This window comes from Chryseobacterium sp. Leaf404, from assembly GCF_001424145.1.
GTDB lineage: Bacteria > Bacteroidota > Bacteroidia > Flavobacteriales > Weeksellaceae > Chryseobacterium.
The window spans coordinates 1-14680 of the sequence record NZ_LMQM01000004.1 but is presented as its reverse complement, the minus strand read 5'-3'; the positions used below and the strand labels follow the sequence as shown (position 1 = coordinate 14680).

The following is a 14680-nucleotide window of genomic DNA, read 5'->3' as shown; positions in this document are numbered from 1 at the left end:
TACGGTCACGCATAATAAAAATCGACTCACCATGCGAGCCGATTTTTTGTTATTGAGTTTATCTGAAATTTAGTTTTTATAAAAACCGTTAGTTCCGATGCCTGCTGTAAATGTTTTCAAAAGTGTTCCGTTGGCAGCATTGTACACATGAACTTTGCTGTCTGAAGAGAAACTCGCTTCTGAAGCGTAGATTTTACCGTCAATCACGTTAAACCCGTAAAGAGTTCCCGGAGTGGTGACAATGGAAGCTGTAGGCGCTGCAGTAGCTGTAAGTGCCATGGTGTAAATTTTGTTGGTGCTGTCTGCAAAATAGAATTTATCCCCGTCAATTCTCAATTTCTGTGCGGCCGAAATGCCTGTTAAAGTGGTGGTAGAAAAAGTTCCCGCTGTTGCATTAAGCTTGTAAATATACGATGTTGTATTGTCTGAAGCTAAAACGTAAGCAGATCCGTTGTAAGAAATAAGATCTCTGATAATTCCGTTGCTCGGAAGCATAATTGTTGATGATACAGCATTGCTTGAAGGGTTTACTACAGTTACTGTGTAGCCGGTAGCCATTTCTGCGTACGGTGGAGTAGAAGCGTAGGTTGTACCATCTGTCTGCACTACGATGTTTCCTCCTGCTTCCACTATTTTTTCTGAAAATCTTGGAAAGTTGATGCTGCTCACAAAAGTATTGTCACTGTTGTAAATATTCAGTTTTTTAACGGTTGAAAAATTGTTGTTCGTTACAAAATATTTGCTTCCAGAAAAAGCAATGTATCTTGGGTTATCAAGATTGGTAGTTACTGTTGTCTGTTTTTTGAAAGAGTAACGGTTTACAATATCAATTTTGTTGGGAACATTCGAAACCAGATACGCTTTGTCTCCACTGAAACCGATGCTTTGCAAAACATTTCCCAAAATTTCTTTATTGTTGGCATCGTAAATTTTGTTGTAAAGTGTACCAAGGTCGCTGCTCACAAAAGAAACTTCTGCTGTAGGTGTAGAAAAACCTCCTTCGTTCGCTACAAGAATCCCGTTTTCATAGGTTAATGGCTTTTCTACCATGGTAAAATCGTCATTGCTACACGAAACATTAAATAAAAGTGCCGAAGCAAATGCAAGAGATAAAATTTTACTGATTTTCATTTATAATTTATTTTAAAAGTTAATATTCAAATAGATACTGTAATTTCTTTTAGGAAGGGGGTAATATGCTGTAGTTTCATAGATTTCATCAAAAATATTATTGGCTTTAAACCCAAGAGTGAATTTCTTTTTCAGGGTTGCAGAAACACCCGCGTTGGCAACAAAATAAGGTTCCAGAGCATCACTTCTTTTCTCTGTACTTTCTGTGTAGGTAAGTCCGTTGTACATGCCCTGAATGAATAATTTCACAAAACTGTACTGATAATTAACGGTTCCGAAAAATTTGTGCAACGGAACGTACCGCAGCTGTTTATTGGTTTCAAGATCTTCAGATTTAGAATAAGTATAACCCAAAGTTGAGCTAACTGTATTTTTGCCGAAAACTTTCTTAAAATCAAGTTGAGATTCCACTCCGTAAGACTCTACATTTGCCGTGTTTGATGGTGCAGAATACCCCATCGGACTGGGAATCCAGCTGATTAAGTCTTTAATTTTCATGTAATAAGGCGTAATGCTTACATAGAAATCTGAAATTTTAATCTGATTGTTCAGCTCAAAATGATGCGAAGATTCTGATTTTAAATTTTCATTTCCTCCCGGCTGCCAGTAAAGATCGTTAAATGAAGGAAATCTGAAGTTTTTTGAAATGCTGATTCCCAAACTGTAATGTTTTGAAATATCCCAGCCCCCTGAAAAGGAGTAGAGTACAGGTGAACTTACATTTTCCACAAAATCTTTTTTTATACCGACCTCAGCACGGAGTTTTGAATTGGGGAAATATCGGAGCAATGCGCCCGCAGAACCCACATTTCTGCTTACATTTTTAATGCCCGACTGAAAACCTTCACCCTCATTTACCTGAAATTCTGTGAGGATGTTGGCATTCCATTTTTCATTAAAAAAATAGTTAAAACTGTTTTTGGCAATATAATTTCTGCCGCTTCCCCCGCTTGTCTTTGGCTGATCTAAATTGGAGAAATACTGAAAATTTTCTTCCGTGTAAGCAATTTTTAATGAATTGTTAAATCGAGCTTTTGTCCAGTCCCAGGAAATCAGACTGCGAATATTCTGTGTTTCGTATTTCGTTGGTGTAGCGCTGTCAAAAAAAACAGGAAAATGCTGGTTTGCATTGAAAAACTCGCTGATCCAGGAAATTTGGTGAGCTTTGTTTAATCTGTATGCAGCAGAAATATTGATCTTGCTGTTCTCATACTGTCCATTTCTGTTGATGTAATTTCGCGATTCCGGAACGGTATAGTCGTTTTCGCTGAAAGAATAATTTCCTGAAGCTTTAAAACTGAACCTGTTATCACTGAAAGAACCCTGCAGAAAATTGTTGTAAGTTCCGAAAGAGCCTGCTTCAGAAAAAAGATTTCCCTGGAAACCTTTATTAAAACCGAGAACATTATTGAGGTGAATGCTTCCGCCGATTGCGCCGCTTCCGTAAATCACACTGCCGCCGCCGGATTTTACATCAACCTGATCCATTCCCCAGAAAGAAATATTATTGATATCCGCCTGGCCTAAAAACATAGAATTGATGTTGATTCCGTTCCAAACAAACGCTGTCTGCTGAGCCGTCGTCCCTCTGAAAGAAGGCGAAGAAACAGCACCTCGGCCATTTTCCTTAATGTAGACGGGAGTTTGAAATCTGAGAACTTCAGAAATATTGGTAGAATTTTTCTGGATATCCTGAAGTGATAATGAGCTGACCTTATGAAAAAGTTTCACCTTATTCATCTGGTTGTCAAATATATATACTGTTTCAATGTCTTTTTCCTGTCCGTAGCAAAAGTGTACACTCCATGCCGCTGAGCAGAAGACCAAAATTTTTTTAAAGCTCATAGTTTTACTTTTCCTCCGAAAGCAATTATTTTTATTGTAAAACTCTGGCAGGTCTCCTGACTTTCGCTTTTCTGCACCTTCCCGTTTGCACAGTGGTTTTTAACAGAAATATTTTGATGCGATCTACAGTTGCGGGGACAGTTTGGGATTTTCACCCAATTCCCTTTTCATTCCAAAACGATGGAAACCAAAATTTTTGCAAAGATAGTTTTTTAAAGATGAATTCGTAATTTTTCGCAAACAAATCCGGAAAATGAATATGTAAATAATCTTGTCTTTGTAAGTGATTGATTTAAAAATACTTAATCCTGATTTTGTACATCTGAAAACTAGAGGAAACTGGAATCAAAATAGAAAGGCAGCAGATCTTTCACTGAGCTTACCTTAAAAACTTCATCAGAAAGACTTGCGAAATAAATTTGTATATTTTGATTCTGCTTGCTTTCATATTCCATTAAACTCTGACGGCAGTTTCCACAAGGTGGAATAGGAGGAGTGGGATTTTCAGAATTCCGCGGACCGCCCACCACAAATATTTTGCTGATTTTCTCATCCGGAAAATTGGCAGCAACCCAGTAGACTGCCGTACGCTCAGCACAAAGCCCCGAAGGATATGCCGCATTCTCCTGGTTGTTTCCTGAAAATATTTCGCCGTTTTCAAGAAGCACAGCGCATCCTACCAGAAAATCTGAGTAGGGAGCATAGGCATTTTCCCTTGCTTTTTTTGCAGTTTCCAAAAGGGAAATTTCCAGTTCTGTCAACTCGTTGGCAGCTGTAAAATGTTCGAAATTAATGAGAAAATCTTTTTTCATTCAAATTTAATAAAGGGAGCTAAAAGTAAAACAATTTCCAACGGTGACAAAATATTCAATATTTAAAATTCAAAATTCAAAATTCGATGTTCATGAATTGTAGTGATTGAATATAAAGAAAACCTGAACAAGGTTTAAAATAAATAGTTTTACGTAAAATCCGTACTGATTAAATTATTTACGTAGCAATCCCATAGGGTTAAATATGAATAACCGTAATAAGGAACTTTGGATGATGTATTAATATACAGCAGAACCCGAACTAATAAACAATCTTAAATCTTAAATCCTAAATCTTAAATCTTCCATCTCCTCCCTTCCATCTTCCAACAAAATCCTCATCTTTCATTCATATTTCGTATTTTTAAATTTTTAAAATAAAATTCATGTTATATACACCAATCAACTTCAGAAATGTAGAAATTAAAAACCGCTGGGTAATGTCGCCCATGTGCATGTACAGCAGTGATAACGGGCTTGCCAATGATTTTCATTTTGTACATTACGTAAGCCGCGCTCAAGGCGGTACCGGACTAATCATCGTGGAAGCTACCGGAGTAGAGCCAAAAGGCAGAATTACCAATCACTGCATGGGAATCTGGAATGACGAACAGGCTGCTGCGTTAAAAAAAATTGTAGATTTTGTACATCAAACTACAGAATCAAAAATGGGTATCCAACTGGCACATGCAGGGAGAAAAGGTTCTACTTGGGAAAATAAACAGATTTCCCTTGAAGAAGGCTGGGAAACTGTAGCACCAAGCCCAATCCCTTATCATCCAACTGAAAGAATTCCTCATGTTTTGACTGTTGAAGAAATCAGAGAGCAGGTTCAGAATTTTAAAATTGCAGCCAAAAGAGCAGCAGATGCAGGTTTTGATGTGATTGAAATTCATGCAGCACACGGATACTTGGTACATCAGTTTTTGTCACCTTTATCCAATACCAGAACTGATGAATATGGTGGAAGTTTTGAAAACAGAATCCGTTTTTTAGTGGAGATTGTGGACGCCGTAAATGAAGAACTAAATGAAAATGTTGCCCTTTTTGTAAGAATTTCCGGAACAGAATATGCTGAAAACGGTTGGGATATTACAGACAGTGTAGCACTTTCAAAGATTTTAAAAGAGCATCAGGTCGATTTGATTGATGTTTCCAGTGGGGGAAATATCCACGGAGCTAAAATTGAGGTAAAGCCGATGTATCAGGTTCATCTTGCAGGTACAGTAAAAAAAGAAGCCGGTGTAAAAACAGGAACCGTAGGATTGATCACCAGCGCCGAGCAGGCAGAATACATCATGCAGCAAAATGAGGCAGATTTGATTTTTATAGCCCGGGAAATACTCAGAAACCCTTTCATTGCGGTGCAGAGTTCGTTTCCAGCAAAAAAAGACTGTTTCTTCCCTCATCAGTATCTTCGTGCAAGACTATAATCATATCCAAATTAATTCTTGATTCTTAACCTAAACCTAAACCTAAACCTAAACCTAAACCTTAATCTTACCCTCACCCTCAAACAATGAAAATAGAAGATTACATGCTGTCCTGCCCAAGCAAGAAATTTTTAGGCATAGAATGCTTTGGATGTGGCACGCAAAGGGCAATTGTACTGGTTTTTCAGGGGAACTTTGTAGAGGCTTTTCACATGTTTCCGGCGGTTTACACGCTGCTGTTATTTTTTTTTACAGTAGTTCTCACATTTGTAGACCGGAAAAGGAATTATGGAAATATTTTGGTTATTTTAGGAATTATTAATGCACTAATCATGGTAATTTCTTATTTTTATAAACATTATTTCATTTAAACTAAATATTAAAACAATAAATTATGAATCAACAAAATTTACCTAATGCTACGGCAGTACTGGTTTTAGGGATTTTTTCTATCGTTGGATGTTGCTGCTACGGAATTCCAGGAATCATTGCCGGTATTGTGGGGCTGGTACTTTACAATAAAGACAAAGCTCTATATATGCAGAATCCTGCTGAGTATCTTAATTACAACAATCTGAATACCGGTAGAATTCTGTGCATTATTGGTTTGTCACTAAGTGCATTGAACATACTTTCAATGATTGTTCTACTTGCAACAGGAGGATGGGGAGCTTACATGGAGAAAATGCAGGAACTGCAACAGATGGGACGATAAAATTTGCGTTAGTAAAAAAAGACTGCAGAAATGCGGTCTTTTTTTTGACTTTTTAGACAGTTGAACAGACGTCTTAAAATGCGCACAGAATTATCTTTCAATATCTATTAATTTTTTTTAACACTTAAAATATTATGAATCAACAAAGTTTACCAAATGCTACAGCTGTTTTGGTTTTAGGAATTTTATCACTTGTATCCTGTATCTGCTACGGAATTCCGGGGATTATATGTGGCGTTATTGCGCTGGTTTTGTACAGTAAAGACAAAAAGCTCTATTTGCAGAATCCTCAGCTTTACAACAACTACAGCAACCTCAGCACCGGAAGGATTTTGGCGCTGATAGGCGTAATTCTGGGTATTCTTTTCCTGATAATTATTTTCGTTTATGTATTTTTCTACATAGGAACCGATGCTTTGGCAGACCCGGAGCTGTTTAAGGAAAGGATGGATGAACTGCAGGACAGGTAAGATAAATCCATAAAAAAGACCGTTCAGTTTTATTGAACGGTCTTTTCGTTTTTAATATCAGATTATGCGGTTGCAGCACAATCATTACCATACTTCAGATCCTTATTCTGATATTTTGATTCCCATTCTTCAAGCTGAAACATAATAGGCAACAGGGCCAGACCTTTTTCTGTGAGAGAATATTCCACTCTTGGCGGTATTTCTTTAAATTCTTCACGAATAACAAGAGCATCAGATTCCATTTCCCGCAGCTGGTCTGTGAGAACCTTTCTTGAAATTACATTGATTCTTGCGGCAAGCTCGCCAAAACGCAGCTTTCGGTCTTTAATTACGAGCACGATGATGGGTTTCCATTTGCTGCCTAAGGCTGCCATTGCTTTCCCGAGCGGACAGCTGTAGGCCATCAGTTCATTTTTTTTCATAACAGATAAGTTTAGTTTTTAGTTGTAGTTGTCTAAGTTATCAATAAACTGTGGAATATCCATATTAAATCCTCGTAAATTGAATTTTATTTGAATTTTAATACCTGCAAAACTTTATTCTGTGCTGTTTTTTTCAGTTACTTTAAGGTTACTATTATCAGTTACTGTAAAGTTACCACAATTTTAATAATGAAAGATACAAATATAAACTATTATTAGTTACTTTGTGTAACAATTAGATAACACTGACAAAAATGAGCGTACAATCTTTATTTACACAGTTTAAATACAAAAACTTAGAGCTGAAAAACAGAATCGTAATGGCTCCTATGACCAGAGCACAGTCAGACAACGGGGTTCCAACCCAGCAGATCGCAGAATATTATGCGAGAAGAGCAGAGGGAGAAGTGGGATTAATTATATCCGAAGGAACCGTAATAGACAGACCTGCATCAAAAAATATTCAGAACATTCCGGATTTTTATGGAACAGAAGCATTGGAAGGATGGAAAAACGTGATTGATGCTGTACATGCAGAAGGTGGTAAAATGGGACCACAGATCTGGCACGTGGGAGATACCAGAAGTTCTGAAGATTACCCTGTAATACACATGGAAAAAGCTTCCGAAATGACGCTGGAAGATATTAAAGACACCATTTCTAAATTTGCAGAATCTGCAAAAGCTGCAAAAGAATTAGGCTTTGACGTGCTGGAAATTCACGGAGCACACGGATATCTGATAGACCAGTTTTTCTGGGAAGGAACCAATACACGAACCGATGAATACGGTGGAAAAACAATAGCAGAAAGAAACCGTTTTGCAGTTGATGTTGTGAAGGCTATCAGAGACGCTGTTGGAGAAGATTTTACTATTATTTTAAGACTTTCCCAATGGAAACAGCAGGATTACACCGCAAGAATCGCCAATACACCGGCAGAAATGGAGGAGTGGTTACTGCCTTTAAAAGAAGCAGGTGTAGATATTTTCCACTGTTCGCAAAGACGTTTTTGGGAACCCGAATTTGAAGGTTCCGACTTAAATTTTGCAGGTTGGGCAAAGAAAATTACCGGACAGCCCACGATTACAGTAGGTTCTGTAGGTCTTGACGGCGATTTTATGAAAGCATTCGCAGGAGAAGGCACTGAAAAGAAAACTGATTTTTCTGAGCTCACCCGCAGGCTGGAGAGAGGAGATTTTGATCTGGTAGCAGTAGGAAGAGCAATACTTCAGGATCCGCAATGGGTTTTGAAAATTAAAAACAATAAGACAGACGAACTGGAGAATTTTTCAGCAGAAAGTCTTGCAGTTTTATTTTAAGACATGAACGATTTGATTTTTAAGATCAGATAATTCTATAATTTACCTATTTATTTTTTTCTGAAACAACGCGGTTTTCATCATTTGAAAGCCGCGTTGTTCTTTTATTGGAGGTTATTAATAACAACAGTTAGGGATTATATATCAGTGTGATATCAATAGGAATGGGCTTTAGGCCATTTATATATTGAAAAACAAAATGAGGCTTCACCCGAAACTTATTTTGAATTATGATTGTACGTTTTTGATTATAATCCAAAATCAGCAGTCAATTTGTCATTCCGTAGGAATCTCAACATTCTTTAATAAAGTAGTTTAGATTCCTACGGAACGACAAACAAACTTTTAAAAACTAAGTTATTACTAAGTACGGACATTCGTTTTCAATTTAATTAATTCCACAATTTTATACTAAAAACTGAATACGATATGAATGCTATAATTAAATACAATTATTCAATAATCACAATTGTCTACATTTGCAGACATTAATTTCAATTACATGACAGTTCAGGATTTAGTTGGCAGCTACAGAATACAGGGAAGCAATCAGGTTTTGGAAGATGATTTTACCTATCAGGGAATTTTAACTTTAAACCCCGATGAAGACAACCGGATTGATGCGCAGTGGATTATTGGTGAATACATTCAGACGGGAAAAGGCTTTTTTAAAGACAATATTTTAGTAATCAACTTTCAGTATGAAGGGGAGGACAATATGATTTTTAAAGGTGTAGCAGTGTACAGATGTATCAAGACCAATATTCTGGATGGTTTCTGGTCTGAGAAACATGGCGATCCCAGATTTCTGGGCACGGAATATGGCGTAAAAACCAATAACTCTGAATTTTTAAATTAGAGCCTGTTTAAAATTATTAAAATAGTTTGATTATATCGATTTTAAATGGTGTGATTAATTGAGCCTTCCAAAGGTTCAGACTGACAAATCTAATACTAACCGCTCAATTTAACGTTGTCACTCTGAGCTCGTCGAAGAGTTTTTGAACCAGAATTTTATATTTGAAGAAAATTTAAACTTACTCTTCATGAAAAATATTTTTGGATTTATTAAAGATGAAGCGGGAAATACCTGTCGAAGTTTTCTCATTTTTAGCTGATGATATCACATTAAAAAAACTTTGGCTTTCAGTACATTCCGAAAGCCAAAGTCTTTAGTAAAAAATAATCTTTTTTTATTTTATCTGTGCCTTACTCCGCGCTGATGGTAGTCTACCGATGGGTTTGGAGCATGATGATTAAATTCTGATTTGTTTTTAGCCGGATCAAAATGTCCGTGTGTATCCTGTATGCTCTGTGCAGGAGTCTGATATTTTATCTTTTTACCGTTTTTGAAATACTGATTATCGAATGTGCGGTAAACGTGATTTTCAGGGTAAATGTTTCCGTCTGGCGCTGTAAAGGTTTTAGGAGCTGATGCTCTCTTCTTTCGAAATCCTAAGGCAGTAAGACCACCTACCACGATGGCTGCTGCAATACCTATTGCTATTTTTTCTGGTGTTTTCATATTAATTGATTTGAAAATAACTACACAAATTGCTTGCCAACACTCATCTTACCAGGCAGGTGAGTAAAAGCATATCCATTCCTTTGCTGCGATACAGGTTTTTCGTATTTTAAACTTAGAGCCTGTTTAAATTCATCAAAATTAATTTCGCCGACCCTTCCTTCGAGAAGCTCATGGATGACATGGGAGTTAATTTTGATGAGATTTTCCAGGCATTTTTTCCGCCCTTTAGGTTTGGGAAAGAAAAATGACTTGAAAATTTGTTTTTAATCATTTTTAAACAGGCTTTTAATGGGGAAAATGTAAATCTGTAATATCATTGTGGTATCTTACTAAAGAGCTTATTTCACACTCGGCAAGAAACTTGCTTTGAAAAATTAACCAAATCAAATTATTATGAGTTCACCTTGCTTACTGGCGACCCCTGTGGAGGAATCTTCGGCGCAGACTTTCCTGAAAGATGTTATCAAAGGACTGTCTGTCCAACCCAAAAAATTGTCTTCCAAATATTTTTACGATAAAAACGGCGACCATCTCTTTCAGCAGATTATGGCCATGCCCGAATATTATCTAACACAGTGCGAGCTGGATATTTTCAAAAATAAAACCAATGAGCTGGCAAACACTATTGATTACTCTACACCTTTTGATCTCATAGAACTTGGTGCAGGGGATGCCATGAAATCTTCCTACCTGCTTGAGCATCTCTGCAGTCTTGATTGCGATTTCAATTATATGCCTATTGATATTTCCGGAAATATACTTTCTGTCTTGCAGGAAAATCTCAGTGAAAAAATTCCTGAACTGAATATAATCCCTTTGGAGGGTGACTATTTTGAAATGCTGGATCAGGCAACGAAACTTTCACAGAGAAGAAAAGTCGTTCTTTTTCTTGGCGGAAATATCGGCAATATGACTAAAGATGAAGCAATAGATTTCTGTACAGAATTAAGAAAAAGATTCAGTCCCGGTGATCTTCTTTTAACAGGTTTCGACTTAAAGAAAAATCCTCATACCATTCTGGCTGCATATAACGACAGAACAGGAATCACAGCTGCATTCAATCTTAATCTTCTAGAAAGAATGAACCGTGAGCTGAATGCAGATTTTAATCTCACCTATTTTGAACATTACCAGACGTATGATCCAGTGTCCGGAGCATGCAGAAGTTTTTTAGTCAGCCTCCGGGAACAGACAGTTCATATTGGAAATCACCCCGTCACTTTTAAAGAAAATGAGTTGATAGATATGGAAATCTCACAGAAATTTTCACCTGAAGATATTCAGAACATGGCCAAAGCTTCAAGGTTCAGAATTGTGGATGAAATTAAAGATTCCAGAGGCTGGTTTGTAGATTCAGTATGGACAGTATAAACGAGATTAAAAATAGAAAACTTCCTGTTTTTGACAGGTAGAATGGCCTTTCAAAATATTCATCAATCAGACGAGAGAAACTCAGTGATATCCGTATTCAAATAAACACATCACATCAAATATTTTAAACTATGCAGACAGCAATATCAACTGAAAAAAGAAATCAAAATCTCAGCGCCTCCGAAAGATTTATCCAAATCAGAAACCGTTCAGTAGAAATCTGCAGACCTCTTGAAACTGAAGATTATGTAGTGCAGCCTGTTGTAGATGTGAGTCCTCCAAAATGGCATCTGGGGCATACCACCTGGTTTTTTGAAACTTTTCTTCTTCAACCCAATTTTCCAGATTACACGGTTTTTAATGAACAGTATAATTTTGTTTTCAACAGTTATTACGAAACGATAGGAGCGAGGGTGATCCGCACAGACAGAGGAAATCTGAGCCGTCCGTCTGTAGCAGATGTTTTCAAATACCGACAATACGTTGACCAGCACATGAGCGAATTTCTTGAAAGTGAATACTTCACAGATGATTTAAAAGCCTTACTGGAATTGGGATTAAATCACGAAGAGCAGCATCAGGAATTACTGGTTACCGATATCAAATATATTCTAGGACATAATCCGCTTTTCCCTGCCTATACAAAAGATCATGTTTCAGACAAAAAACCTGAACATGCAGCCGAAATGATTCTCATTCCCGAAGGCGTATACGAAATCGGATTTGATGGCGGGGGGTTCTGTTTTGATAACGAACTGGGCAGACATAAAGTTTATCTCCATGACTTTGAAATTTCCACCAAACCTGTTACCAATCAGGAATATCTTGAATTCATGGATGCGGGAGGATATCAGGATTTCAGGCACTGGCATGCTGAAGGATGGGATTGGGTGAAACTGACGAACGCAAAATCACCACTCTACTGGCATTACCTGGACGGGAAATGGATGAACTACACTCTGAGTGGATTACAGGAAATAGACCCTTCGGAGCCGGTTTGTCACATCAGTTTTTTTGAAGCAGCCGCATTTGCATCCTGGAAGGGAATGAGACTTCCCACAGAAGCGGAATGGGAAGTTGCATCCCATCATTTCGACTGGGGCAGACGCTGGGAATGGACCAATTCTGCCTACCTTCCATATCCAGGATTTAAAAAAGAAGCCGGCGCAGTGGGAGAATACAACGGGAAATTTATGATTAACCAAATGGTTTTAAGAGGCGCCTCAGAAGCTACATCCCCAGGCCACAGCCGCAGAACCTACAGAAATTTTTTTCCTACCAATCTGAAGTGGCAGTTTACGGGCATTCGTTTGGTAAAGTGATACGGGGGACGAGTTTCGGGATGCGGGGTTCGAGTTTCGGGATGCTGGATACGTGATGCTGGGTTTTGAAATTTGAAATTAGAGATTCGGGTTCGAGTTTCGAGTTTCGGGATACGGGATTCGGGATACGAGTTTCAGGATTCGGGATTCGAGGTTGGAGTTCGGGATTAGAGATTCGATGTTCGCAATTAAAAATTTCTAATTCGGACTTCTGAGACTGAGTTACAGATTCGCAGAGCTGCATTAATGCAATATTACCCCGCACCAATTATCATTCTTCACTCACCTAACACCCGCCACCTCGCGCATCCCACACCCCGCACCTCGCACCTTGCACCCAACACCTCGCATCTCGTACCCAACATCCCTTACCCCGCAACAAAAAAAACATACCATATTATGTCAATTATCCTATTCAGGGCATAGTTATTGTAACTGAAAGAGTAAACCACTCACAATGTATACTTACGATCAATTTCTTGAACTCGACAGCGAAACTCAGCTGGCACTGGTACAGACCCAAGGCAGAATAATAGTAGAACAGAGATGTTCAGATTTTCATTCTGTCATTTACGGATTGGAAAACTTCAATGTAGAACTGGTAGATGACCTGAAAACCGGAAAGGCGAAGATTTACCGTACATACCGCAACGTCAGCCGGCAAAATGCCCGTCCGGCATATTATAAATAACACCAACTCAATTTTTATAAGAAAACAGGCTGCCTCAAGGGGTTGCCTGTTTTTGTTTTACTCCCGACCTTAGAGATTGGAATTTACTGTACCGTGAGGTGTTCTTTTAAAAGAAAAATAAGAGCCAACTGCACCGCAACCACCAGGATTAGTTTAAGCACAAATGTTTTTTTTGCGTATTTGTGTCTGAAGAATGTCATCCCAATCAAAGCACCAAAAGTTCCTCCCAAAAATGTAAGAATCAGCAGCGCACTTTCAGAAAGTCTGCGCTTCCCGTTTTTTGCCAGCCTTTTATCCCATCCGAAAGCAAGGAAGGTGAGGAGGGTTAGGGTGATGAGGTAGTATTTTAGGGGCATATATTTTACTTTTTATCCTGATTTTACTCTATAATATGATGCAGATGAATTTAAGAGTAGCATGCAACATTAGTTCTGACATCTACCACCTCTTTTTCCAGTAGGTGATGATCTGCTAAATCGGAAAGGAAATTTGCAGTAATTTTAATATTTTACAATGTGATATCACCCATTCTGCATTCTGCGCTGAATTTCTAAATAATCAGGTTTCACAAAAGTACATTATAATGTTATGAAGTTTAGCATAAACTATAACAATAAAGCTGACATATTATAAGTAAAAGCAAGTGGATGTACTAATTTAGTATCCAATTAAAGTTAAGCATAAAACCTTAATTTTAACTTATAAAACGAGAGCGAAAAATCTATGATCCTGCTTTTAAAACCCAAGCAGTTTAGCTAAGCAAAGAACGAACTAATATCTCGGAACTCGTAAGGGAACTGGGAATCGCTGTCACGCTGATTTACAAATGGCGTAAAGAGTATGAAGAATTTGGAGAAGGAAGTTTTCCGGGGAATAGAAAACTCAAACTAACACCCGAACAGGAAAAAATCCATGAATTGGAAAAAAAGCTCAAGGATGCAGAGCTAGAACGTGACATATTAAAAAAAGCAATCGGCATCTTCTCCAAGAGCGGTCGATGAAATATAAATTCATACAAAATAATGAATCTGTATTCCCGATTGAAAAGATGTGTACTGTTTTAAAATTAAGTTCCAGCGGTTATTATAAATGGAAAAGCAGACCCTTTAGCCAGAAATTGCTTTTGAAGGAAAAAATAAAAAAACAGATAACTTCGATTTATTTCTCATCCAAACAACGCTATGGAAGCCCCAGGATTACTTTTGAATTGCATTCTTTAGGCTATAAAATCTCCAGAATAACTGTTGCTAAATATATGAAAGAGCTGGGTTTGAGAAGTAAATTAAGCAGAAAATTTAAAGTGACAACAAACTCAAAACACAATTATTTGGTAGTAGAAAATGTGTTGGAGAGGAATTTCATTGCCGAGAAACCTGCGCAAGTTTGGGTTTCTGACATCACTTATATTCAGACCAAAGAAGGGTTTTTATACTTGACAACTATGATTGATTTACACGACCGAAAAATAATAGGATGGAGTTTGAGTAATGGAATGAGCACCGAAGAGACAAGTCTTGCAGCTTGGAAAATGGCTGTCAAAAACCGGAAAATAATTGACGGATTAATTTTTCACAGCGACAGAGGCATTCAATATGCAAGTAAGAAATTTGTGAATACTATT

17 protein-coding genes and 1 riboswitch are annotated in these 14680 nt (G+C 37.6%); of the genes, 11 read left to right on the top strand and 6 right to left on the bottom strand.

The features are described from left to right. Positions 1 to 69 precede the first annotated feature (69 nt). From ASG31_RS04800 to cdd, 3 genes are all read right to left on the bottom strand, one after another. Positions 70 to 1131 (bottom strand): DUF5074 domain-containing protein, encoded by a 1062-nt coding sequence (locus tag ASG31_RS04800; RefSeq protein WP_056028724.1) that lies wholly within the window; start codon positions 1129 to 1131, stop codon positions 70 to 72. A gap of 12 nt (positions 1132 to 1143) precedes the next feature. Beyond that, positions 1144 to 2976, bottom strand: coding sequence for a TonB-dependent receptor plug domain-containing protein (locus tag ASG31_RS04795; RefSeq protein ID WP_082504477.1), 1833 nt, complete (start codon positions 2974 to 2976; stop codon positions 1144 to 1146). Positions 2977 to 3004: 28 nt separating this feature from the next. Further along, positions 3005 to 3183: riboswitch (cobalamin riboswitch) on the bottom strand. 122 nt (positions 3184 to 3305) lie between these two features. Beyond that, complete coding sequence (gene cdd / locus ASG31_RS04790; RefSeq protein WP_056028720.1) at positions 3306 to 3788, bottom strand: cytidine deaminase; 483 nt, start codon at positions 3786 to 3788, stop codon at positions 3306 to 3308. Between the two features lie 386 nt (positions 3789 to 4174). Here cdd and ASG31_RS04785 point away from each other — a divergent pair, with 386 nt between their 5' ends. From ASG31_RS04785 to ASG31_RS04770, 4 genes are all read left to right on the top strand, one after another. Further along, complete coding sequence (locus ASG31_RS04785) at positions 4175 to 5221, top strand: NADH:flavin oxidoreductase/NADH oxidase (RefSeq protein ID WP_056028717.1); 1047 nt, start codon at positions 4175 to 4177, stop codon at positions 5219 to 5221. Positions 5222 to 5307: 86 nt separating this feature from the next. Next, entirely contained in the window at positions 5308 to 5592 is a 285-nt protein-coding gene (locus tag ASG31_RS04780; protein ID WP_056028714.1) for a DUF2752 domain-containing protein, read from the top strand. Positions 5593 to 5615: 23 nt separating this feature from the next. Continuing rightward, the gene (locus ASG31_RS04775; RefSeq protein WP_056028711.1) at positions 5616 to 5936 is read left to right on the top strand and encodes a CCC motif membrane protein; all 321 of its coding nucleotides are present in this window, start codon (positions 5616 to 5618) and stop codon (positions 5934 to 5936) included. Positions 5937 to 6070: 134 nt separating this feature from the next. Then, positions 6071 to 6406 carry a CCC motif membrane protein gene (locus tag ASG31_RS04770; RefSeq protein ID WP_056028708.1) on the top strand — a complete coding sequence of 112 codons (336 nt, stop codon included), beginning with the start codon at positions 6071 to 6073 and terminating at the stop codon, positions 6404 to 6406. A 62-nt stretch (positions 6407 to 6468) separates the two neighbouring features. Here the strand turns inward: ASG31_RS04770 and ASG31_RS04765 are convergent, their stop codons facing one another. Then, on the bottom strand, positions 6469 to 6828 hold the full coding sequence (locus ASG31_RS04765) for a winged helix-turn-helix transcriptional regulator (protein ID WP_056028705.1): 360 nt from the start codon (positions 6826 to 6828) through the stop codon (positions 6469 to 6471). A gap of 254 nt (positions 6829 to 7082) precedes the next feature. Between ASG31_RS04765 and ASG31_RS04760 the strand changes: the two genes are divergently transcribed. Further along, on the top strand, positions 7083 to 8147 hold the full coding sequence (locus ASG31_RS04760; protein WP_056028703.1) for an NADH:flavin oxidoreductase: 1065 nt from the start codon (positions 7083 to 7085) through the stop codon (positions 8145 to 8147). 502 nt (positions 8148 to 8649) lie between these two features. Further along, entirely contained in the window at positions 8650 to 9006 is a 357-nt protein-coding gene (locus tag ASG31_RS04755) for a hypothetical protein (protein WP_056028700.1), read from the top strand. A 339-nt stretch (positions 9007 to 9345) separates the two neighbouring features. On the opposite strand, the gene ASG31_RS04750 is transcribed toward ASG31_RS04755, so the two are convergent. Further along, positions 9346 to 9672: a hypothetical protein gene (locus ASG31_RS04750; RefSeq protein WP_056028697.1), complete on the bottom strand. Its 327-nt coding sequence runs from the start codon at positions 9670 to 9672 to the stop codon at positions 9346 to 9348. A 396-nt stretch (positions 9673 to 10068) separates the two neighbouring features. On the opposite strand from ASG31_RS04750, the gene egtD reads away from it, so the two are divergent. The 3 genes from egtD to ASG31_RS04735 all read left to right on the top strand — a co-directional run bounded on the left by egtD (position 10069) and on the right by ASG31_RS04735 (position 13059). Beyond that, complete coding sequence (gene egtD / locus ASG31_RS04745) at positions 10069 to 11046, top strand: L-histidine N(alpha)-methyltransferase (RefSeq protein ID WP_056028694.1); 978 nt, start codon at positions 10069 to 10071, stop codon at positions 11044 to 11046. A gap of 131 nt (positions 11047 to 11177) precedes the next feature. Beyond that, positions 11178 to 12368 (top strand): ergothioneine biosynthesis protein EgtB, encoded by a 1191-nt coding sequence (gene egtB, locus ASG31_RS04740; protein WP_056028691.1) that lies wholly within the window; start codon positions 11178 to 11180, stop codon positions 12366 to 12368. A 457-nt stretch (positions 12369 to 12825) separates the two neighbouring features. Further along, positions 12826 to 13059, top strand: a complete 234-nt coding sequence (locus ASG31_RS04735) for a hypothetical protein (RefSeq protein ID WP_056028688.1) — start codon at positions 12826 to 12828, stop codon at positions 13057 to 13059. An 83-nt stretch (positions 13060 to 13142) separates the two neighbouring features. Here the strand turns inward: ASG31_RS04735 and ASG31_RS04730 are convergent, their stop codons facing one another. Continuing rightward, positions 13143 to 13415: a DUF1294 domain-containing protein gene (locus ASG31_RS04730; RefSeq protein ID WP_056028686.1), complete on the bottom strand. Its 273-nt coding sequence runs from the start codon at positions 13413 to 13415 to the stop codon at positions 13143 to 13145. A gap of 420 nt (positions 13416 to 13835) precedes the next feature. Here ASG31_RS04730 and ASG31_RS19160 point away from each other — a divergent pair, with 420 nt between their 5' ends. Continuing rightward, positions 13836 to 14060, top strand: coding sequence for a transposase (locus tag ASG31_RS19160; protein WP_082504474.1), 225 nt, complete (start codon positions 13836 to 13838; stop codon positions 14058 to 14060). Further along, a partial coding sequence (locus tag ASG31_RS04725) for an IS3 family transposase (RefSeq protein ID WP_082504471.1) occupies positions 14057 to 14680 on the top strand: 624 nt, incomplete at its 3' end. The genes ASG31_RS19160 and ASG31_RS04725, both read left to right, overlap by 4 nt.